Source organism: Citrobacter sp. Cpo109 (assembly GCF_030332565.1).
GTDB classification, from domain to species: domain Bacteria; phylum Pseudomonadota; class Gammaproteobacteria; order Enterobacterales; family Enterobacteriaceae; genus Citrobacter; species Citrobacter portucalensis.
On the sequence record NZ_JAOWHQ010000071.1, the window covers coordinates 80,467 to 101,961 of the forward strand.

A 21,495-nucleotide genomic window follows, 5' to 3' on the forward strand; every position below is an offset into this window, starting at 1 on the left:
CGTCTTACCCCTGCGGCTGGTTGCTGATCAGCCGCGCCATCGTCTCGAGAGAATCCGTTCTTAAGATATACAAGCGCTTCAGTAAGAACGGATTATCGCCCGGCTTTACCTTCCCTTTCACCGTCGTCACAGCCAGATGAAAACCAGCGTCGCTCGCCGCCTGTACCGCCGTAGTGTTATAGCCGCCAAACGGATACGAAAGATACAGGACGTGAGGATTGAACTGGGACAGCGCCCGGCGAGAACGGGCAAAATCAAACAGAATGTTGTGATAGCTTCGACTCAGCAGGATTGGCCGGTGATTGGCATCCACACGGTGCAGGAAATGAGTATGCGACTGGAAGTCGAACACGTCGCGGATCTCGTTCAGTTCAGAAAGGCTCATAAACTGCAGCGATTTCGGATCCCACTTCTGCGGGTGACGCTTGATACGTGAGCTAATGATAAACGCCGTGGCTTTAAAGCCATACTGCTTCAGAATCGGGTAAGCATAACGACTCACCGACTTCAGGCCATCGTCGAACGTCAGCACCACCGCCCGCGCCGGGAGGTTCATATTGTTGCGTACATAGCCTTCCAGTTGATACATCGTCAATGTGGTGTAGCCGCGGTCCTGGAGCCAGGCCATCTGGTTACTGAAGGCACGTACGGAGGTCGTCGTGGAGGTATGGCGAAAGCGGGTATTCTCTTCATCGCGAAGAATATGGTGATACGTTAACACCGGGATGCCGTTATCTTCCTGCGCATCCAGAGCACTGATATAAGCCAGTCTGCCGCCAATGCGGATCTGGAACCACGTCTGGTTGAGTCGGTCTTTAAGCTTACTGATAATGGGATAGCGCAGATTATCTGCCAGCACGCCAAACGGGGCGCTACCGATATCTGGAGCGTTATACACCGGCGTATCTTTCCAGGTTACCAGGCTTTGATTGCTAAGCGGTTTATTGAGATCGCCCAGACCATCGTCAACTTTCTGCCTCCCCTGAACCGGCTCCAGATGTCCCTTATCAATAAATCCGGTGCCAAAGCCAAAGGTAAATTCGTAATAGTCTGCCGCGATGGGCTCAACGGCAAGGATCTGCCCGGCGCGAATATTCCCGACCGTCACCATCTTATTGCCAATCTGCGCCCATACGGCGGCCGCTTCGGTGGTTTGCATATAGCGAGCAGGCAAAGCCGCGGCGACGCTGCCAGAGAACAGGAGCACTACAACAAGCAGAACGCGCATAACCATATGAGATAACCGAGGCGAGAAACCTCGGTTATTGTAGCAAAAGCGCCATCAATACCAATGATTAATACTCATACAAATCATGCTTCAACACGAAGGGGGGATTTTTTTGTTGTTGATGCCAGAGGCTGGTGACTTCGGGGCCGCCAAGCGCGACGATGCAATCGCGAAACGCAGAACTGCTCAGCGATTCCCGCGACGAAACCATTCGTTCAAGTAATGGGTAGCTGATACCTGAAATCACTTCACACTGGGGGTGTTTGTGGCTCATTAACGAGGCCACGCGGTACGGCGCGGCCCCGGCCATATCCGTCAGGAAGATCACGCCCTCGCCTGAGTCGGTGGCATGCAGGGCATGGCACATCATGCGGCTTAACATATTCGAGCTGAGCCCACGCCAGAAACTTACCGCCTGACATTGCTCCAACGGACCGTACTTTTTCTCCAGACGATGCAGCATATCCTGTGCCTTATCGTCATGACAGGTAATTACCCAACCTAACATTGCCTACCTCCTTAGCAGGCAAGTAGTTTATCAGGGTGATAAATCGGTAATGGTGATAAGCATCAAAAGTCTTCCTCTCCCGGCCAGGAAGAGGAAGAAAGAATTAGCTACGCAGGCCGCGTCCGCGCTGAATCAGGTACCAGCACAGCAAGTAAAACGCCGCAATGAACACCACCAGCACGCCAAACGTGGTGACCAGCGGAACATCATGAATACCCAGGAAGCCGTAGCGGAAGCCGCTAATCATGTAGACAATTGGGTTCAGATGCGACAGTCCCTGCCAGAACGGCGGCAGCAGCGTTAACGAATAGAACACGCCACCCAGATAGGTCAGCGGCGTCAGCACGAAGGTGGGGATCAGGCTGATATCATCAAAGGTTTTTGCAAAGACTGCGTTCAACAATCCGGCCAGCGAGAACAGTACTGCCGTTAGCACCAGCGTGAGCGCCACAAAGACCCAGGAATGCACCTGGAACGGCACGAAGAACAGTGAAATAGCCGTCACCAGAATGCCTACGCACAGGCCACGCGCCACGCCGCCGCCGACGAAACCGGCAATAATCACGTGCGTCGGCACCGGGGCGACCAGCAGCTCTTCAATATTGCGTTGAAACTTGGCGCTAAAGAACGACGAGGCCACGTTGGCGTACGAGTTGGTGATCACTGCCATCATAATCAGCCCCGGCACAATAAACTGCATGTAGCTAAAGCCATGCATTTCGCCGATACGCGAGCCGATCAGGTTACCAAAGATAATAAAATAGAGCGTCATGGTGATGACGGGAGGCACCAAAGTCTGGACCCAGATACGCATAAAGCGGTGGATCTCTTTCGCCCAGATGCTTTTCAGCGCAACCCAGTAAAGCTGCATCATGCGCGATCTCCTTGTTTTTCATGAACCAGAGAAACAAACAGTTCTTCCAGTCGGTTCGCTTTGTTACGCATACTCAATACCTGAATGCCCTGCGCACTCAGCTGAGAAAAGACGCTGTTGACCCCTTGTTCACGCAGAACCTCCACTTCCAGCGTGGAAGTGTCGACCAGCCGGTACTGATAACCTTCCAGTTTCGGCAGCGGGCTTTTCGGCGCCAGATCGAGGATAAAAGTCTCGGATTTCAGTTTGGAGAGCAGGCTCTTCATCGAAGTATTTTCCACCAACTCACCATGCTGAATAATACCGATATTGCGACACAGCATTTCCGCTTCTTCGAGATAGTGGGTGGTCAGAATAATGGTGGTGCCTTTGTCGTTTAAATCCTTTAAAAAGCCCCACATTGAACGACGTAACTCAATGTCGACGCCCGCCGTTGGTTCATCCAGAATGAGTAATTTCGGCTCGTGCATCAGCGCACGGGCAATCATCAGACGACGTTTCATCCCACCAGACAGCATGCGTGCGCGCTCGTTACGTTTTTCCCATAAATCGAGCTGCTTTAAATATAGTTCGCTGCGTTTGACCGCTTCTTTATGCTCAACACCGTAGTAACCCGCCTGGTTGACCACGATCTGCTGCACGGTTTCAAACGGGTTAAAGTTAAACTCCTGCGGTACCAGACCAAGCTGGCGTTTAGCGTTAACCGTATCTTTTTCGAGATCGTACCCGAAAACGCTCACCCGCCCGGAGGTTTTATTCACCAACGAGCTGATTATCCCAATGGTGGTGGACTTTCCTGCGCCATTCGGTCCCAAAAGCGCATAGAAATCACCCGCTTCGACTTGCAAATCTATGCCGCGTAACGCTTGAACGCCACCGGGATAGGTTTTTTTAAGTTGTTGAAGTTCCAGAGCAATGGTCATGTTTTTATACTTACCTTACGTTCTGACATTTTATATATAGTTTAATTAATGCTGGAGTTACCCTATATTAGCCCATCGAATTTATCTGGCTTCGGGTCGTACAACTCCATGAAAGACATAGATACACTCATCAGCAACAATGCACTATGGTCAAAGATGCTGGTAGAAGAGGATCCCGGATTTTTTGAAACGCTGACGCATGCCCAGAATCCGCGTTTTCTATGGATTGGATGTTCCGATAGCCGCGTTCCCGCTGAACGTTTAACCGGTCTTGAACCGGGTGAACTGTTTGTTCACCGTAATGTTGCTAATCTGGTTATTCACACCGATCTGAACTGTCTCTCAGTCGTTCAGTATGCGGTGGATGTGCTGGAAGTGGAACATATTATTATATGCGGCCACTATGGATGCGGCGGCGTCCAGGCGGCAATTGAAAATAAAGAACAGGGGCTGATTGATAACTGGTTACTGCACATCCGCGATATCTGGTTCAAACACAGCTCACTGCTGGGCGAAATGCCGCAGGAACGTCGCATGGACACCCTGTGCGAACTGAATGTCATGGAACAGGTCTATAACCTGGGCCACTCAACCATTATGCGTTCAGCCTGGAAGCGCGGTCAGAAAGTGACCATTCACGGCTGGGCATACGGCATTCATGACGGTCTGCTGCGCGATCTGGACGTCACCGCCACCAGCCGCGAAACGCTGGAGCAGCGCTATCGCCAGGGCTTATCTAACCTGAGTCAGAAACACAGCAACCATAAATAATGTGACATTGCCGGGAGGCGGCGACGCCTTACCCGGCCTACAAACCTACACCGTAGGTCTGATAAGCGAAGCGCCATCAGGCGCTCCAGCCAATTACTCGTCCAGCAGCACCACTTTGCCAACGTACGGCAGATGGCGATAACGCTGGGCATAGTCGATGCCGTAACCGACCACAAACTCATCAGGAATTGAGAAGCCGATAAACTCGACAGGAACATTCACTTCACGACGAGAAGGTTTGTCCAGCAGCGTACAAATAGCCAGGGATTTCGGCTCGCGCAGGCTCAGAATTTCACGCACTTTGGACAACGTATTGCCGGAGTCGATGATGTCTTCGACAATCAGCACGTCCTTGCCACGAATGTCTTCATCCAGGTCTTTCAGGATTTTAACATCACGCGTGGTAGACATTCCGCTACCGTAGCTGGATGCCGTCATGAAATCGACTTCGTGAGAGACATGCACTTCACGGCACAGATCCGCCATAAACATAAATGAGCCACGTAACAGACCAACCAGCACCATATCGCTGCCGCTGTCCTTGTAACGTTCGTTAATCTGGCGCCCCAGTTCAGCAATACGCGCTTTGATCTCCGCTTCCGGGATCATCACTTCAACAGTATGTTTCATAAACCCTATAACTCACTGATTTTTATCAGTTGACACATCATGCAGATCGAAAGAAAGCGCTTACGTTGATACACCGACTGACAGACGGCGACCCGCTCTAACCACAAAACTTGCGACAGCATACAAACAATTCAGTTGATGAAGTATACCAGTAAAGAGAGCGGGTTCCTCTGATAGTTCACAGGAGAACCCGTTTGCGGCGTTTTTTGTACGCTTATTAATCAACACCAGGAGCGCACGGCAGCCTGTGGCTAAAACGTTTCCCAGTGCGGTTCTTGTGGCGAACTCCCCGCGGAGGTCGCTCGTGGAGTATCCTTAGGTGGTTTTCGATGCTCACTGTTGGAGGCATCGCGAGTGATGCGAAATGCCGCCACGGCCAGGCGTAGCTGTTCAGCTTGCTGTTCCAACGAAGCGGCGGCGGCGGCAGACTCCTCTACCAGCGCGGCGTTTTGTTGTGTGACACTGTCCATCTGCGAGACCGCGAGACTCACCTGCTCAATCCCCCGACTCTGCTCCTCCGAGGCGGAGGCGATTTCCCCCATGATGTCCGTCACGCGGGTAACCGCAGCGACAATCTCTTTCATCGTTTTACCCGCGTCCGACACCTGCTGAGATCCCATCCCCACGCTGTGGGTTGAGTTATCAATCAACGCCTTGATCTCTTTGGCTGCCTGAGCGCTACGGCTTGCCAGGGTACGGACTTCGCCCGCCACAACAGCAAATCCGCGTCCCTGCTCTCCTGCTCTGGCAGCCTCAACCGCCGCGTTGAGCGCCAGGATATTGGTCTGGAAAGCAATACTGTCGATGACGCTGGTGATCTGCGCAATTTGCTGTGAACTACCGGCAATTTCACTCATTGTATGCACGACAGTATCAACAACCCGTCCACCACGTGCGGCAGTATCAGACGCATTCTTAGCAAGTTGAGTTGCCTGTTTCGCATTGTCCGTATTTTGCTTCACGGTCGCGGTAAGCTGTTCCATGCTGGCGGCTGTCTCTTCAAGTGAAGCAGCCTGCTGCTCGGTACGCGAAGACAGATCGTTGTTACCTGATGAGATTTCCGCTGCACCGCTATGAATCGTTTCTGAGCTGTTACGCACCGACGTGACTGTCGAAATCAGCGACTGTCGCATTTCATCTAAGCCCGTCGCCAAACGCCCCATTTCATTACGTCCCTGGACGTCGAGTTGATGGGTCAAATCACCACGGGTAATAATGCGAATATGCTCCATAATCTGCGCCAGGGGTTTAAGCAGCATATGCTGCAACCCGCTCCAGATCATGCCCAGAACGATGAGCACAGCGACGACAATTGCCCCTAATGTCCATTGCATGCGGGTAAAGCTGTGCTGATTCTCCGCCGCCGCGTGCTGAAGCAGCGCGTTATTTTCGTTACGCCACTGGTCATAGCTGGCTTCCATTTCATCCTGCGCCTTCTGAGCATCAAGATCGCCATAGGCTTGATAGTTATTCGCGCGCAGATACTCTATCGATAACGCCATCACGTCGTGCATCTGCCGATACTGTTTTTCCATTTCAGATGCAATTTGCGGATTCTGCCCCGACACCTGCGGCAATGACTGATAATGCGCAAAGTATCCCTCAGCCTTCTTCATCGACTCACTCGCCGTTTTTAGCAAAGTATCAATTGCCGCCAATGAGGCCGGATCGCGTTGGTTCTTTAAGAAACGAATTGCTACACGGGTTACCGTTACCCGGGTTTTAATCAGCGTATTGACGCTATCACTCAGATTTTCCTGTTGGGCGTTCAGGGTGCCTGAGTTCTGGAAATTATGGCGATCATTGTTTACCGCAGAATAAAAAAAGCTTCCTGTCACGACCTGTAGCAAACAGAAAATGGCGAGAACCAGAAGAATGCCGGTAATAACGCGCACATTTTTAATCATAGTATTTCATCCATTGAACTCACATTGGGTACCCAATGATTATCGGCTCCAAAGGCGATTACTTTATGTGCAATAGCAGAATTTGCAGGAGGAGGGAGTCGTGCGATGAAACGCTGTAAAGAGACAGTGTTTTATCCGGCCTACGAGAGATTTCTGCAGACCGGATAAGCACAGCGCAATTTATTTAGACGGTGAAGCCGAGCATCATTCCGGTATCTTCATGCTCTAACAGATGGCAGTGCGCCATATAGGCATGCTCTTTTGGCGCATCGTGGTCAAACTTCACCAATACCTCGCTCACGCCGCCTTCTACCCGCACCGTGTCCTTCCATCCCGCGCGGTGTGCGGCTGGCGCTTTGCCATTCTCAGACAGAATGCGGAACTGCGTGCCGTGAATGTGGAACGGATGCAGCATCATGTCGCCCTGACCGGAAATTACCCAGCGTTCGTGCTGCCCTTTCGCCGCGGCAAACATCGGTTTATTCATATCAAACGCCTGACCATTAATCCGGTTGGCGTTATGGAAATCAAACGATCCGCCATGCTTCATGTTGCCCATATCACCATGCTGCATATTCCCCATCTCACCGTGGTTCATATTGCCATGATTCATATTGCCGTGGCCCATATTGTCATTATTCATATGGCCCATCATCTTCCCATGATCCATACCCGCCATGGCCTGAGCACCGTATTTCTTCATCAGCATTTGCATGCCCATCATATCGAGCATCGGATCCATCGACAGCTGCAGCTTGCGCACCGTCAGACCTTCCAGTGACGGCAGCGATGGCATGGATGTCAGCGAATCTGGCAGCGTGCCGGAAGCGGTAATCAGCAACGGTTGAACGCGCATCACCGGGTGCGGCTTATCAAATGGCGCGATCGCCATCCCCATCTGGCTGACTGGCAGAGTGACCAGATCAAAAGCTTTGCCGTCACTGACATCCACCAGCACTTCAAAGCGCTCACCCATCAGCATAGGAAGCTCGGTCACTTTTACCGGTTCCGCCAACAGTCCACCGTCGCTGGCAATGACGTACAAAGGACGATTGTCGCTGGCCGCAATGTTCAGTGAGCGTGCGTTACAACCATTCAGCAGGCGTAGACGCAACCAGCCACGCGGTGCGGCATGCTGAGGATAAATCGCCCCATTGGTCAGCAGCGTATCGCCAAACCAGCCGACGGCGGCGGTCATGATGTCCAGTTGATAATCAACCTGCCCATCAGCAGAGAACTGTTTGTCCTGAATAATCACCGGTACATCATCAATGCCCCACTGCTTAGGCAGCATCAGCTTGCGAATCTCTTCATCTTCAATCAGCACCAGTCCGGCCAGCCCCATCGCTACCTGACGGCCGGTCTTTCCATGCTGATGCGGGTGGAACCAGCATGTTGCCGCCCGCTGATCCGGCGTGAAGGTCACTGAACGTTTCCCGCCCGCCGGGATAATGCCTTGCGGCCCACCGTCGACTTCACCGGGGATTTCCAGACCGTGCCAGTGCAACGTCGTCTCTTCGGCAAGCTGGTTATGGATATCCACGGTCACCGATTGCCCTTTGTTCAGCTTGACCGCAGGTCCGAGTAAATTGCCGTTATATCCCCACGTCGTCGCTGTTTTACCAGCAAAGCTCGATTTTCCGGCTTGCACCACCAATTGCATACGGTTTGAGGCATCCGCGGTTAGCAGGTCAGGAATGGGCAATGCAGGGCGGTCTGCGGCAAATACGCTCCGGCTCCACAGAGGTAACGCTGACGCGACGCCCAGCGCCACGGAGTACTTTAAAAAGTCACGACGTTGCATAATCACTTCCTTATATTCAGCAGCTTAAGCAGGCTATCTTTTAAGCATAAGCCTTCCCCTTACGGGAAGGTCAAGTGAACGGCTAATAATAAAGGTCGTCGCTTCGCTCGCAGTATGCTAACGTTTAAATTCCGTGATGCAGTGGTAGAAGCAATGAAGACGTTTTTCAGAACAGTTTTGTTCGGCAGCCTGATGGCCGTATGCGCAAATAGCTACGCGCTCAGCGAGTCCGAAGCCGAAGATATGGCCGATTTAACGGCAGTTTTTGTTTTTCTGAAAAATGACTGTGGATACCAGAATTTGCCTAATGGGCAGATTCGTCGCGCACTGGTCTTTTTTGCCCAGCAAAACCAGTGGGACCTGAGTAATTACGACACCTTCAATATGAAAGCGCTGGGTGAAGACAGCTACCGCGATCTCAGCGGTATCGGCATCCCGACGGCAAAGAAATGCAAAGCGCTGGCACGTGACTCTCTGAGCCTGCTGGCCTACGTTAAATAGATAGTTTTGCGGAGCCCTCAGGCTCCGCATGAATTAACGCTGTTGCACAAATTCGCGGTATGCCGCCACAACCTGAAGAAAGTCCTCTACACCACAGAGAGAAAAACTTTCTTCGTCGTAGTAGCTCATCCCCTCTTCCATCTCATCGCCAGAGAACTCCAGCTGATTAGCGCGGACCATCACTTCTTCGCCATCCAGCCAGAGCGTGTATTCATGCCCTGCTCTCTGCCAGGAGCGCTCACTGCCCTTAACCGCACGCGCCGCCTGTTCCACTTCATCAAGTAAGGCCAGGTTTTCTTTCACTTCTTCGTTAAACCAGTGCCCCACCACCTCGTGGCCCATGGACATACGCACTTTTACCACTCCGGTAATATCGCGCAGAAATTCGTAATCCATAATGTCTTCCTCTGCTCCCGGCAATGCGCCAATACCGCATTGCGCCTTGCTGTAATTATCGCAGCAGCGCGGCAGAAAAAAAGCGTAGCGGGTATAAGGAATAAAAATAAAAATGCCCGGAGAAGCAGACTTCTCCGGGCATTGATGTGTTTTTACACAAAACGCGTTAGCGCATTACACCGCGGTCTGGAAAATCACACCATCGGCTTTCTCGGTATACTGAGACAGCTGGTCGAAGTTCAGATAACGGTAAGTATCTACGGCCGTTTTATCTACCTGCGCTACATAGGTCTGGTACTCTTCCGCCGTCGGCAGTTTGCCGATCAGCGCCGCAACCGCCGCCAGCTCCGCAGAAGCCAGATAGACGTTCGCCCCGGTACCTAAACGGTTCGGGAAGTTACGGGTAGAGGTCGACACCACCGTTGCGCCGTCGGCTACACGCGCCTGGTTACCCATGCACAGAGAGCAGCCTGGAATTTCGATACGCGCACCGCTCTTACCGAATACGCTGTAGTAGCCTTCTTCAGTCAGCTGAGCGGCGTCCATACGGGTTGGCGGAGCCACCCACAGACGCGTCGGCAGCTGGCCTTTGTGCGCATCCAGAAGCTTACCAGCGGCACGGAAGTGCCCGATGTTAGTCATGCAGGAGCCGATGAACACTTCGTCAATCTTCTCGCCCTGTACGTCAGACAGCAGACGCGCATCGTCCGGATCGTTCGGTGCACACAGGATTGGCTCTTTGATATCCGCCAGATCGATGTCGATCACCGCCGCGTATTCTGCGTCAGCGTCGGCTTCCAGCAACTGCGGATCCGCCAGCCATTTTTCCATGCCCTGCACACGACGTTCCAGCGTACGACGATCGCCATAACCTTCTGCGATCATCCACTTCAGTAGAACGATGTTAGAGTTCAGATACTCAACGATCGGCTCTTTGTTCAGCTTGATGGTACAACCGGCAGCGGAACGCTCAGCGGAGGCATCGGTCAGTTCGAACGCCTGCTCCACTTTGAGATCCGGCAGACCTTCGATTTCAAGGATGCGGCCAGAGAAGATGTTTTTCTTACCTTTCTTCTCAACGGTCAGCAGACCCTGTTTGATCGCGTACAGCGGAATGGCGTGAACCAGATCGCGCAGGGTGATGCCCGGCTGCATTTTGCCTTTGAAACGCACCAGAACGGATTCCGGCATATCCAGCGGCATCACGCCGGTCGCCGCAGCAAACGCCACCAGACCAGAACCTGCCGGGAAGGAGATCCCGATAGGGAAACGGGTATGGGAGTCACCACCGGTACCTACGGTATCCGGCAGCAGCATACGGTTCAGCCAGGAGTGGATAACGCCATCGCCCGGACGCAGGGAGACACCACCACGGTTCATGATGAAGTCTGGCAGCGTATGGTGCGTATTGACGTCCACCGGCTTCGGATAGGCCGCGGTGTGGCAGAAGGACTGCATCACCAGATCAGCAGAGAAGCCCAGGCACGCCAGGTCTTTCAGTTCGTCACGGGTCATTGGGCCAGTGGTATCCTGAGAACCGACGGAGGTCATCTTCGGTTCGCAGTACGCGCCCGGACGGATACCTTTCACGCCACAGGCGCGGCCAACCATTTTCTGTGCCAGGGAGAAGCCACGGCTGCTTTCCGCCACGTCTTTCGCCTGACGGAATACGTCGCTGTGCGGCAGACCCAGCGCTTCGCGCGCCTTGGTAGTCAGGCCGCGACCAATGATCAGCGGAATACGGCCACCGGCGCGAACTTCGTCGATCAGGACTTCAGTTTTCAGCTCAAAGCTTGCCAGCAGTTCGCCGGTTTCGTGGTTGCGTACTTCGCCTTTGAACGGGTAAACGTCAATCACGTCGCCCATATTCATGTTCGACACGTCCACTTCAATCGGCAGTGCGCCCGCATCTTCCATGGTGTTGAAGAAGATAGGTGCAATTTTGCCGCCGAGGCACAGGCCGCCGCCGCGCTTGTTCGGCACATGAGGAATGTCGTCACCCATGAACCACAGCACGGAGTTGGTTGCGGATTTACGCGAAGAACCGGTACCGACAACATCACCCACATAAGCCAGCGGGTAACCTTTTTTCTGCAATTCTTCGATCTGTTTGATCGGGCCAACCACGCCCGGCTGATCCGGTTCGATACCTTCACGGGCGTTTTTCAGCATCGCCAGCGCGTGCAGAGGGATATCCGGACGAGACCATGCATCCGGTGCCGGAGAAAGGTCATCGGTGTTGGTTTCACCCGTCACTTTGAAGACGGTAACGGTGATTTTTTCAGCCAGAGCCGGACGGTTCAGGAACCATTCGGCATCAGCCCAGGATTGCATTACCTGCTTCGCATATTCGTTGCCCGCTTTGGCTTTTTCTTCTACGTCGTAGAAGTTATCGAACATCAGCAGTGTTGAAGAGAGCGCTTTAGCGGCAATTGGTGCCAGTTTTGCGTCGTCCAGCGCGTCGATCAGCGGATGAATGTTGTAGCCACCCTGCATGGTGCCCAGCAGTTCAATGGCTTTTTCTGGGGTAACCAGCGGGGAGGTGGTGTCGCCTTTCGCGACAGCGGCGAGAAAACCAGCTTTAACATAAGCGGCTTCATCTACGCCAGGAGGAACGCGGTTGATCAACAGGTCTAACAGGAATTCTTCTTCGCCCACAGGCGGGGTCTTCAGCAGCTCGACAAGTGCAGCCATTTGGGTTGCGTCTAAAGGTTTTGGCACAATCCCCTGGGCAGCACGCTCAGCTACGTGCTTACGGTATTCTTCTAGCACGACGATATCTCCTCGCTCTCATTGTCATAATGCGGCGCTTTTGTAGATGGGCGATTCTCTTCACGCTCCTGTGAGACAGTAGTTAGTAGGGTAAATGCCCGGTACCGCATAAGGCACAATAACAGGATTTTCACTAAGTGTTAATCCGTTTACAAAAAAGCAACATAAAAAATTGGCTGAATCGTTAAGAATGGTATAGCGACAAGGCGCAACGCAATTTAGGCTGCCTGAAACCTCCCTGAAACGGTTGATTTTTAAGCGCGATCGGTTGAATATTCCAGCGATTTTCCCGCCATCAGATATAATTGTGTAATAAATCTTCACACTCTTTTTCCGGACTTACCGGGCGAATCCCCAATAAAAGTCAAAACTGTCTAACACGGGTGAATAATACTCGCGGCAACAGGAACGCCTCACGGCACAGCGCTTGTCTCGTTGGAGTCATTTTATGAAGTTGCCCCTTAAGCCACATCTGCTTGTCCTTTTGTGCAGTGCCGGGCTGTTTGCCGCCTCTGGCGTGATGTTCGTTAAAAGTCGCACAACGGAACCTGCAGCTCCGGCTCCCGTTGCACAGCAACCGTCAGCATTGGCTCCAGCTCCCGTAGCGGCCCCTGCCCCGGCCGACCAAACAGCACCCGCCGCGGCACCAACCTACTCGGCAGCACAAATCGATCAGTGGGTTGCGCCTATCGCGCTCTATCCAGACTCGCTGCTGTCGCAAATTTTGATGGCCTCAACCTATCCGGCTAACGTTATCCAGGCCGCACAGTGGTCAAAAGACAATCCCAAAATGCAGGGCGATGCCGCCATTCAGGCCGTTGCCAGCCAACCCTGGGATCCCAGCGTGAAATCGCTGGTTGCCTTTCCTCAGTTGATGTCGCTGATGGGTGAAAATCCGCCGTGGGTACAAAGTCTGGGCGATGCTTTCCTCGCACAGCCGAAAGACGTCATGGATTCCGTTCAACGTCTGCGCGCGCTGGCGCAACAGACCGGTGCGTTGCAATCAACACCGCAACAGACCGTCACTACCGTGACCAAAGCGGCGCCAGCTAAAACCGTCACCAGCGAGTCGACGACCAGTTCAGCGACCACAACAGCCACAACCACCTCAACAAGCCCAACGGTTATCAAGATTGAATCCGCCGATCCGCAGGTGGTGTACGTTCCTACCTATAACCCGAACACGGTTTACGGTACCTGGCCGAATACCGCTTATCCGCCAACTTATCTGCCGCCTACGCCCGGCGAGCAGTTTGGCAACAGCTTCGTTAACGGTTTAGGCTTCAGCCTCGGTGTTGCCACAACCTATGCCATCTTCAGCAACATCGACTGGGATGACGACGATGATCACCATCATAATGATGACTGGGATAACCATGGCGGCTATAACCGTAATGGTGATAACAACATCAACATTAACGTTGATAACTTCAATAAAATCAGTGGGCAACGGCTGACAGATGCCAACCGTACCTGGCAGCATAACCCGGCCTATCGTGAGGGTGTGCCATACCCAAATAACCAGCTCAATAACCGCTTCCACTCCACTAACACAGCTACGGGCTTAAGTTCGACCCAGCAAAGACCGGTCAATCGTGATAGCCAGCGCCAGGCTGCGATGAGCCAAATGGAAAAATCAACGGGGAAAACATTCCCACAGACAGCGCGCTCGGGCACGAAAGACGCTCAGCGTCAGGCGTCCAGCCAACAGCTGAAGCAAATTTCACAGCGTAATAACTACCGCGGTTACGATACCAAGCCACAAACCGCGAAACGGACAAGCACACAGCAACGTGAGAATCGTCAGGCAGTCGCCCAGCGACAGGAGAAAAGGGTCACGCAACCGGCGCAGCAACGCAATGTGCAACAGCGCAATCTTCAACAGCGAACCAGTCAGCCGCGCGCTAATGCGCTGAGCGGTAACGACAGTCGCTCCGCCAACTGGCAGGCACAGCAACAGCGAGGTGCCCAGAGCCGGCAGGTCGCCCGTAATCAGCCATCGCGCCAGCCTTCTGGCGGGCGTGCTGAGCACCGTGAATTCCGTCATCGTTAAGGGAACCAACATGAAAAATAAACTACTCAGTGGAATGGTGTTGTTCATGGTTTCGGCTACCGCGATGGCACAACAATCCTTCAGCACACCAGACCAGGCGACCGATGCGCTGGCAAACGCGATCAGTGAGCAAAATGAAAGTGCAATGAGCAACCTGCTCGGGGAAAACTGGCGTGATTTTCTGCCGCCAGAAGGCGTCGATCCTGATGCGGTTGACCGCTTCCTGCGCGACTGGAAGGTTCGCCATAGCACCGTTATCGACGGCAATACGGCGCATCTTGTGGTTGGGGACAGCGACTGGCAACTGCCAATCCCGGTCGTCAAAAACGCTTCAGGCTGGCAATTTGATATCAAGGAAGCGGCCGAAGAGATCCTGACTCGTGAGATTGGACGCAACGAACTTGCTGCCATCGAGGCGTTGCACGCCTATGTGGATGCTCAGCAGAGCTATTTTGCGATGAACCAGAAATACGCGCAAAAGATTGTCAGTTCTGAAGGGAAAAAGGATGGTCTGTACTGGCCTGTTTCGCCCGGCGAAGCGCCAAGCCCGCTTGGCCCAGCCTTCAGTCCACAGGAGCCGGGCATGGGCTATCACGGCTATAGCTTCCGAATCCTTCCCGATAAAACCAGCGGCTTTGCCATGGTGGCCTGGCCCGTTAGCTACGATCACACCGGCGTGATGAGTTTTATGATTAACGGTGAAGACAAAGTCTACCAGGCCGATCTCGGTGTTGAATCACAGCAGAAAGCACAAGCGTTAACCACATTCCATCCGGATAAAAACTGGCAACCCGTAGCACCGTAAAGCGAGGTTAAGCCGTAGGCCGGGTTAGCACTAGCGCCACCCGGCATGTTGCCCGAAATAACGGGTAGCTTCAGGCAAAAAAAAACGCCTCCGAAGAGGCGTTTTCACAAAAGGGAGAAGATTACTTCTTCTTCGCTTTCGGGTTTGGCAGGTCGGTAATGCTACCTTCAAAGATTTCTGCCGCCAGGCCCACTGACTCGTGCAGAGTCGGGTGCGCGTGGATGGTCAGTGCGATATCTTCAGCGTCACAACCCATTTCGATTGCCAGACCGATTTCGCCCAGCAGCTCGCCGCCGTTGGTACCGACAATCGCACCACCGATAACACGATGAGATTCTTTGTCGAAAATCAGTTTGGTCATACCGTCTGCGCAATCGGAAGCGATAGCACGACCAGAAGCAGCCCACGGGAAGGTGGCGGTTTCGTAGCTGATGCCTTTTTCTTTCGCTTCTTTCTCGGTCAGACCAACCCATGCAACTTCTGGTTCAGTGTATGCAATGGATGGGATAACTTTCGGATCGAAGTAGTGTTTCTTGCCGGCGATAACTTCAGCGGCAACATGACCTTCATGAACACCTTTGTGTGCCAGCATCGGCTGACCGACGATATCGCCGATAGCAAAGATGTGCGGAACGTTGGTGCGCAGCTGTTTGTCGACACGGATGAAGCCACGGTCGTCAACTTCCACGCCAGCTTTGCCCGCGTCGAGGTTTTTACCGTTCGGTACACGACCGATAGCGACCAGCACAGCATCGTAACGCTGAGCTTCGGCAGGGGCTTTTTTGCCTTCCATGGAAACGTAGATACCGTCTTCTTTCGCTTCAACGGCGGTCACTTTGGTTTCCAGCATCAGGTTGAATTTCTTGCTGATGCGCTTGGTGAAGACTTTAACCACGTCTTTATCGGCAGCCGGGATAACCTGGTCGAACATTTCAACCACGTCGATCTCTGAACCCAGCGCATGGTACACGGTACCCATTTCCAGACCGATGATACCGCCGCCCATTACCAGCAGGCGCTTAGGAACAGTTTTCAGTTCCAGTGCATCGGTGGAATCCCACACGCGCGGATCTTCATGCGGAATAAACGGCAGTTCGATCGGACGGGAACCCGCCGCGATGATTGCGTTGTCGAAGTTGATCACGGTTTTGCCGTTTTCGCCTTCAACTTCCAGGGTGTTTGCCCCGGTAAATTTACCCAGACCGTTAACCACTTTCACTTTACGGCCTTTGGCCATACCCGCCAGACCGCCGGTCAGCTGAGTGATAACTTTTTCTTTCCAGGTACGAATCTTGTCGATATCGGTTTTCGGCTCGCCAAAAACGATACCGTGTTCAGCCAGTGCTTTGGCTTCTTCGATAACTTTTGCTACGTGCAGCAGCGCTTTAGAAGGGATACAGCCGACGTTCAGACAAACACCGCCAAGGGTGCTGTAACGTTCTACGATGACGGTCTCCAGACCTAAATCTGCGCAACGGAAGGCAGCAGAGTAACCTGCAGGGCCTGCCCCAAGTACCACGACCTGAGTTTTGATTTCAGTGCTCATCATGACCTCTTAATTTATACCCGTCGTCCAGCGGGTCGTTCTATCCGCCCGTATTTTACAAAATTGTTAACAATTTTGAAACAACAAACGGCAACCGATTTGTCTTTCGCACAATAACCTCACTGACTTCATGAGATTACCAGAAAAAAGCCGGCCGTCGGGCCGGCTTTTTCGCTTACATCACCAGGCGGCGAATGTCAGACAGCATGTTGTTGATGATGGTGATAAAGCGCGCACCATCCGCACCGTCAATTACACGGTGGTCGAAGGAGAGCGAAATCGGCATCATCAGACGCGGCATAAACTCTTTACCGTTCCACACTGGCTCCATAGAGGACTTGGAGACACCGAGGATAGCCACTTCCGGCGCGTTCACAATCGGCGCGAAGTGGGTAGTACCCAGGCCACCGATGCTGGAGATGGTGAAGCAACCGCCCTGCATTTCGCCAGCGGTCAGCTTGCCATCACGCGCTTTCTTGGAGATCACGGTCAGTTCACGAGACAGCTCGGTAATGCTCTTCTTGTTCACGTCTTTGAAGACCGGAACAACCAGACCATTCGGAGTATCAACCGCTACACCGATGTTGATGTATTTCTTCAGGGTCAGGCGCTGACCGTCTTCAGACAGGGAGCTGTTGAAGCGCGGCATCTGTTCCAGAGCTGCGGCAACGGCTTTCATGATGAAGACTACTGGGGTGAATTTCACGTCCAGTTTACGTTTTTCAGCTTCGGCGTTCTGCTGTTTACGGAACGCTTCCAGATCGGTGATATCGGTCTTATCAAAGTGAGTAACGTGCGGGATCATCACCCAGTTACGGCTCAGGTTAGCACCAGAGATTTTCTGGATACGGCCCAGTTCCACTTCTTCGATTTCACCAAACTTGCTGAAGTCCACTTTCGGCCAAGGCAGCATACCCGGGATACCGCCACCTGCTGCTGCAGCCGGAGCCGCTTCAGCACGCTTGATAGCGTCTTTCACGTAAGCCTGAACGTCTTCACGCAGGATACGACCTTTACGGCCAGAACCTTTCACTTTCGCCAGGTTCACACCGAATTCGCGCGCCAGGCGACGAATCAGCGGCGTTGCATGAACATAAGCGTCGTTTTCAGCAAACTCAGATTTGCCTTCCGCTTTTGCGGCCGGAGCTGCGGCTTGCGCAGGCGCTGGTGCAGCGGCCGGAGCCGGAGCAGCTGCTTGTGCAGGAGCGGCTGCAGGTGCTGCGCCTTCGACTTCGAAGACCATAATCAGAGAACCGGTTTTAACTTTGTCGCCGGTGCTGATTTTGATTTCTTTCACGGTACCTGCGAACGGTGCCGGAACTTCCATCGACGCTTTATCGCCTTCAACGGTGATCAGTGACTGCTCAGCGGCAATTTTATCGCCCACTTTAACCATCACTTCAGTGACTTCAACTTCGTCACCACCGATATCCGGTACGTTAACTTCTTTCGAGCCGGAAGCAGCCGGAGCCGCCGCTGCTGCTGGAGCAGCCGCCTGAGCCGGTGCAGCAGCAGGCGCTGCGCCCGCCACTTCGAAGACCATAATCAGGGAACCGGTAGACACTTTGTCACCCGTTTTGATTTTGATCTCTTTAACGGTACCTGCGAACGGCGCCGGAACTTCCATAGAGGCTTTGTCACCTTCAACGGTGATCAGAGACTGTTCAGCCGCAACGGTATCGCCCACTTTAACCATGATCTCGGTAACTTCTACTTCGTCACCGCCGATGTCAGGTACGTGTACGTCTTTCGCCGCAGAGGCAGCAGGTGCTGCTGCCGGAGCTGCTTCTTTCTTCTCTTCTGCCTGAGCAGGTGCAGCTGCTGCTGCACCGTCGGCGGAATCGAAAATCATGATCAGTTTGCCGGTCTCAGTTTTGTCGCCAACAGAGACTTTGATCTCTTTAACGATACCCGCCTGAGGGGACGGAACTTCCATAGAGGCTTTGTCGCCTTCTACGGTGATCAGCGACTGTTCAGCTTCAACTTTGTCGCCTACTTTGACCAGGATCTCGGTGATTTCAACTTCATCAGCCCCGATGTCCGGTACATTGATTTCGATAGCCATTATTCTTTTACCTCTTACGCCAGACGCGGGTTAACTTTATCTGCATCGATGTTGAATTTGATGATTGCATCTGCAACCACTTTCTTATCGATTTCGCCACGTTTAGCCAGTTCGCCCAGGGCCGCTACAACCACGTAGGAAGCATCAACTTCGAAGTGGTGACGCAGGTTTTCACGGCTGTCAGAGCGACCGAAACCGTCAGTACCCAGTACGCGATAATCATCAGCCGGTACATAAGTACGAACCTGTTCCGCAAACAGTTTCATATAGTCAGTAGATGCTACTGCCGGAGCGTCGTTCATCACCTGAGCGATGTACGGAACGCGCGGAGTTTCCATCGGGTGCAGCATGTTCCAGCGCTCACAATCCTGGCCATCACGCGCCAGTTCAGTGAAGGAGGTTACGCTGTAAACGTCAGAACCTACACCGTAGTCGTTCGCCAGGATCTGTGCTGCTTCACGCACGTGACGCAGGATAGAACCGGAGCCCAGCAGCTGAACTTTACCTTTCTTACCTTCGAGGGTTTCGAGTTTGTAGATACCTTTACGGATACCTTCCTCGGCACCTGCTGGCATTGCCGGCATGTGGTAGTTTTCGTTCAGCGTGGTGATGTAGTAGTAAACGTTCTCTTGTTTCTCACCGTACATACGCTCCAGACCATCGTGCATGATGACCGCAACTTCGTACGCGTAAGACGGATCGTAAGAGATACAGTTCGGGATAGTCAGAGACTGAATATGGCTGTGACCATCTTCGTGCTGCAGACCTTCACCGTTCAGCGTAGTACGACCAGAAGTACCACCAATCAGGAAGCCACGAGCCTGTTGGTCGCCTGCCTGCCAGCACAGGTCACCAATACGCTGGAACCCGAACATGGAGTAGTAGATGTAGAACGGGATCATCGGCAAATCGTTGGTGCTGTAAGAAGTCGCAGCAGCCAGCCAGGATGCGCCTGCACCCAGTTCGTTGATACCTTCCTGCAGGATCTGACCTTTCTCGTCTTCTTTATAGTAAGCAACCTGCTCACGGTCCTGCGGGGTGTACTGCTGACCGTTCGGGCTGTAGATACCAATCTGACGGAACAGACCTTCCATACCGAAAGTACGCGCTTCGTCAGCGATGATCGGAACCAGACGATCTTTGATCGACTTGTTCTTCAGCATCACGTTCAGGGCACGAACGAAAGCGATAGTGGTGGAGATTTCTTTGTTCTGCTCTTCCAGCAGCGCACCGAAGTCTTCCAGAGCTGGCAGTTCCAGCTTCTCGGTGAAGTTCGGCTGACGAGCTGGCAGGTAGCCATGCAGTTTCTGACGCTGAGCGTGCAGATAAGTGTGCTCTTCAGAACCTTCCGGGAAGGTGATGTAAGACAGGTTTTCAACCTGCTCATCGGTCACAGGAACGTTGAAACGGTCGCGGATATAACGCACGCCGTCCATGTTCATTTTCTTAACCTGGTGAGCGATGTTTTTACCTTCAGCAGTGTCACCCATGCCGTAACCTTTAATGGTATGGGCCAGGATTACAGTTGCTCTGCCTTTGGTTTCCTGCGCTTTTTTCAGTGCAGCATAGACTTTCTTCGGATCGTGACCACCACGGTTCAGAGCCCAAATCTGCTCGTCAGTCCAGTCAGCAACCAGTGCTGCGGTTTCCGGGTATTTACCGAAGAAGTGCTCACGTACGTATGCGCCATCTTTGGATTTGAAGGTCTGGTAGTCGCCGTCAACGGTTTCGTTCATCAGCTGGATCAGTTTACCGCTGGTGTCTTTACGCAGCAACTCATCCCAACGACCGCCCCACATGACTTTGATAACGTTCCAGCCAGCGCCCGCGAAGATGCCTTCCAGTTCGTTAACAATCTTGCCGTTACCGGTTACCGGGCCGTCAAGACGCTGCAGGTTACAGTTGATAACAAAGACCAGGTTGTCCAGTTTTTCACGGGTCGCGATGGTGATCGCACCTTTAGATTCTGGCTCATCCATCTCGCCGTCGCCCAGGAAGGCGTAAACGGTCTGTTTAGAGGTATCTTTCAGGCCACGGTGTTCCAGATATTTCAGGAATTTAGCCTGGTAGATAGCACCGATTGGGCCCAGACCCATAGATACGGTCGGGAACTGCCAGAATTCTGGCATCAGTTTCGGGTGCGGGTAGGAAGACAGGCCTTTGCCATGTACTTCCTGACGGAAGTTGTTCATCTGCTCTTCAGTCAGACGACCTTCCAGGAATGCGCGTGCGTAGATGCCCGGAGAGATGTGACCCTGGAAGTACACCAGATCGCCGCCATCTTGCTCGTTGCGTGCACGGAAGAAGTGGTTGAAGCAAACATCATATACCGTTGCGGAGGACTGGAAGGATGCCATGTGGCCACCCAGCTCGAGGTCCTTTTTAGACGCGCGCAGTACGGTCATGATGGCGTTCCAACGGATAGCAGAACGAATACGACGTTCCAGCTCCAGATTGCCCGGGTATTCCGGTTCATCTTCAACGGCAATAGTGTTTACATAATTGCTGGCCCCTGCACCTGCCGCTACTTTCACGCCGCCTTTGCGGGCTTCTGAAAGCAGTTGGTCGATCAGATACTGAGCACGCTCAACACCTTCTTCACGGATGACCGATTCGATCGCCTGTAGCCAGTCGCGAGTTTCGATCGGATCCACGTCATTTGGGAAACGTTCTGACATGGGGGTATTCCTTATCTATCTAATACGTTGAGTT

Annotated in this window: 16 protein-coding genes; 4 read left to right on the forward strand and 12 right to left on the reverse strand. The window is 53.0% G+C overall.

What is annotated here, in order from left to right; translation table 11 throughout:
* Window positions 1–4: 4 nt before the first annotated feature.
* The 4 genes from OGY71_RS21080 to OGY71_RS21095 all read right to left on the reverse strand — a co-directional run bounded on the left by OGY71_RS21080 (window position 5) and on the right by OGY71_RS21095 (window position 3,533).
* Entirely contained in the window at window positions 5–1,234 is a 1,230-nt protein-coding gene (locus tag OGY71_RS21080; protein WP_240389396.1) for a polysaccharide deacetylase family protein, read from the reverse strand.
* Window positions 1,235–1,295: 61 nt separating this feature from the next.
* Window positions 1,296–1,736 (reverse strand): PTS sugar transporter subunit IIA, encoded by a 441-nt coding sequence (locus OGY71_RS21085; RefSeq protein ID WP_003829464.1) that lies wholly within the window; start codon window positions 1,734–1,736, stop codon window positions 1,296–1,298.
* Window positions 1,737–1,839: 103 nt separating this feature from the next.
* Window positions 1,840–2,610, reverse strand: a complete 771-nt coding sequence (locus OGY71_RS21090; protein ID WP_003829467.1) for an ABC transporter permease — start codon at window positions 2,608–2,610, stop codon at window positions 1,840–1,842.
* Complete coding sequence (locus OGY71_RS21095) at window positions 2,607–3,533, reverse strand: ABC transporter ATP-binding protein (protein ID WP_003829469.1); 927 nt, start codon at window positions 3,531–3,533, stop codon at window positions 2,607–2,609. Before OGY71_RS21095 ends, OGY71_RS21090 begins: the two co-directional genes overlap by 4 nt.
* 108 nt (window positions 3,534–3,641) lie before the next feature.
* Between OGY71_RS21095 and can the strand changes: the two genes are divergently transcribed.
* On the forward strand, window positions 3,642–4,304 hold the full coding sequence (gene can, locus OGY71_RS21100) for a carbonate dehydratase (protein WP_003018654.1): 663 nt from the start codon (window positions 3,642–3,644) through the stop codon (window positions 4,302–4,304).
* Between the two features lie 93 nt (window positions 4,305–4,397).
* Here the strand turns inward: can and hpt are convergent, their stop codons facing one another.
* The 3 genes from hpt to cueO form a co-directional block, all read right to left on the reverse strand.
* Window positions 4,398–4,934 (reverse strand): hypoxanthine phosphoribosyltransferase, encoded by a 537-nt coding sequence (hpt, locus tag OGY71_RS21105; protein WP_003018658.1) that lies wholly within the window; start codon window positions 4,932–4,934, stop codon window positions 4,398–4,400.
* A 251-nt stretch (window positions 4,935–5,185) separates the two neighbouring features.
* On the reverse strand, window positions 5,186–6,841 hold the full coding sequence (tcp, locus tag OGY71_RS21110; RefSeq protein ID WP_200920792.1) for a methyl-accepting chemotaxis citrate transducer: 1,656 nt from the start codon (window positions 6,839–6,841) through the stop codon (window positions 5,186–5,188).
* 184 nt (window positions 6,842–7,025) lie between these two features.
* Window positions 7,026–8,645, reverse strand: coding sequence for a multicopper oxidase CueO (gene cueO, locus OGY71_RS21115; protein ID WP_063941118.1), 1,620 nt, complete (start codon window positions 8,643–8,645; stop codon window positions 7,026–7,028).
* Window positions 8,646–8,798: 153 nt separating this feature from the next.
* On the opposite strand from cueO, the gene OGY71_RS21120 reads away from it, so the two are divergent.
* On the forward strand, window positions 8,799–9,146 hold the full coding sequence (locus tag OGY71_RS21120; RefSeq protein ID WP_003018667.1) for a YacC family pilotin-like protein: 348 nt from the start codon (window positions 8,799–8,801) through the stop codon (window positions 9,144–9,146).
* 33 nt (window positions 9,147–9,179) lie between these two features.
* Here the strand turns inward: OGY71_RS21120 and yacL are convergent, their stop codons facing one another.
* Window positions 9,180–9,542 carry a protein YacL gene (gene yacL / locus OGY71_RS21125; protein ID WP_003018670.1) on the reverse strand — a complete coding sequence of 121 codons (363 nt, stop codon included), beginning with the start codon at window positions 9,540–9,542 and terminating at the stop codon, window positions 9,180–9,182.
* 174 nt (window positions 9,543–9,716) lie between these two features.
* Window positions 9,717–12,314 carry a bifunctional aconitate hydratase 2/2-methylisocitrate dehydratase gene (acnB, locus tag OGY71_RS21130; RefSeq protein WP_003829483.1) on the reverse strand — a complete coding sequence of 866 codons (2,598 nt, stop codon included), beginning with the start codon at window positions 12,312–12,314 and terminating at the stop codon, window positions 9,717–9,719.
* Window positions 12,315–12,762: 448 nt separating this feature from the next.
* On the opposite strand from acnB, the gene OGY71_RS21135 reads away from it, so the two are divergent.
* Window positions 12,763–14,367: a DUF3300 domain-containing protein gene (locus OGY71_RS21135; protein ID WP_197385286.1), complete on the forward strand. Its 1,605-nt coding sequence runs from the start codon at window positions 12,763–12,765 to the stop codon at window positions 14,365–14,367.
* Between the two features lie 10 nt (window positions 14,368–14,377).
* Complete coding sequence (locus OGY71_RS21140; RefSeq protein ID WP_003829485.1) at window positions 14,378–15,172, forward strand: DUF2950 family protein; 795 nt, start codon at window positions 14,378–14,380, stop codon at window positions 15,170–15,172.
* 121 nt (window positions 15,173–15,293) lie between these two features.
* Here OGY71_RS21140 and lpdA read toward each other — a convergent pair whose 3' ends face one another.
* The 3 genes from lpdA to aceE form a co-directional block, all read right to left on the reverse strand.
* On the reverse strand, window positions 15,294–16,718 hold the full coding sequence (gene lpdA / locus OGY71_RS21145; protein ID WP_003829486.1) for a dihydrolipoyl dehydrogenase: 1,425 nt from the start codon (window positions 16,716–16,718) through the stop codon (window positions 15,294–15,296).
* 175 nt (window positions 16,719–16,893) lie between these two features.
* Entirely contained in the window at window positions 16,894–18,783 is a 1,890-nt protein-coding gene (gene aceF, locus OGY71_RS21150; protein WP_149335396.1) for a pyruvate dehydrogenase complex dihydrolipoyllysine-residue acetyltransferase, read from the reverse strand.
* A 14-nt stretch (window positions 18,784–18,797) separates the two neighbouring features.
* A complete protein-coding gene (gene aceE / locus OGY71_RS21155; protein ID WP_048214932.1) occupies window positions 18,798–21,461 on the reverse strand; it encodes a pyruvate dehydrogenase (acetyl-transferring), homodimeric type in 2,664 nt (887 codons plus the stop codon).
* Window positions 21,462–21,495 lie beyond the last annotated feature (34 nt).

What these genes read in the sequence shown, in the direction of transcription:
- hpt (WP_003018658.1), bottom strand. Translation starts at nt 4,934, where the DNA reads ATGAAACATACTGTTGAAGTGATGATCCCGGAAGCGGAGATCAAAGCG.
- OGY71_RS21095 (WP_003829469.1), bottom strand. Translation starts at nt 3,533, where the DNA reads ATGACCATTGCTCTGGAACTTCAACAACTTAAAAAAACCTATCCCGGT.
- OGY71_RS21140 (WP_003829485.1), top strand. Translation starts at nt 14,378, where the DNA reads ATGAAAAATAAACTACTCAGTGGAATGGTGTTGTTCATGGTTTCGGCT.
- OGY71_RS21080 (WP_240389396.1), bottom strand. Translation starts at nt 1,234, where the DNA reads ATGGTTATGCGCGTTCTGCTTGTTGTAGTGCTCCTGTTCTCTGGCAGC.
- cueO (WP_063941118.1), bottom strand. Translation starts at nt 8,645, where the DNA reads ATGCAACGTCGTGACTTTTTAAAGTACTCCGTGGCGCTGGGCGTCGCG.
- yacL (WP_003018670.1), bottom strand. Translation starts at nt 9,542, where the DNA reads ATGGATTACGAATTTCTGCGCGATATTACCGGAGTGGTAAAAGTGCGT.
- aceF (WP_149335396.1), bottom strand. Translation starts at nt 18,783, where the DNA reads ATGGCTATCGAAATCAATGTACCGGACATCGGGGCTGATGAAGTTGAA.
- OGY71_RS21135 (WP_197385286.1), top strand. Translation starts at nt 12,763, where the DNA reads ATGAAGTTGCCCCTTAAGCCACATCTGCTTGTCCTTTTGTGCAGTGCC.
- OGY71_RS21120 (WP_003018667.1), top strand. Translation starts at nt 8,799, where the DNA reads ATGAAGACGTTTTTCAGAACAGTTTTGTTCGGCAGCCTGATGGCCGTA.
- can (WP_003018654.1), top strand. Translation starts at nt 3,642, where the DNA reads ATGAAAGACATAGATACACTCATCAGCAACAATGCACTATGGTCAAAG.
- OGY71_RS21085 (WP_003829464.1), bottom strand. Translation starts at nt 1,736, where the DNA reads ATGTTAGGTTGGGTAATTACCTGTCATGACGATAAGGCACAGGATATG.
- lpdA (WP_003829486.1), bottom strand. Translation starts at nt 16,718, where the DNA reads ATGAGCACTGAAATCAAAACTCAGGTCGTGGTACTTGGGGCAGGCCCT.
- OGY71_RS21090 (WP_003829467.1), bottom strand. Translation starts at nt 2,610, where the DNA reads ATGATGCAGCTTTACTGGGTTGCGCTGAAAAGCATCTGGGCGAAAGAG.
- aceE (WP_048214932.1), bottom strand. Translation starts at nt 21,461, where the DNA reads ATGTCAGAACGTTTCCCAAATGACGTGGATCCGATCGAAACTCGCGAC.
- tcp (WP_200920792.1), bottom strand. Translation starts at nt 6,841, where the DNA reads ATGATTAAAAATGTGCGCGTTATTACCGGCATTCTTCTGGTTCTCGCC.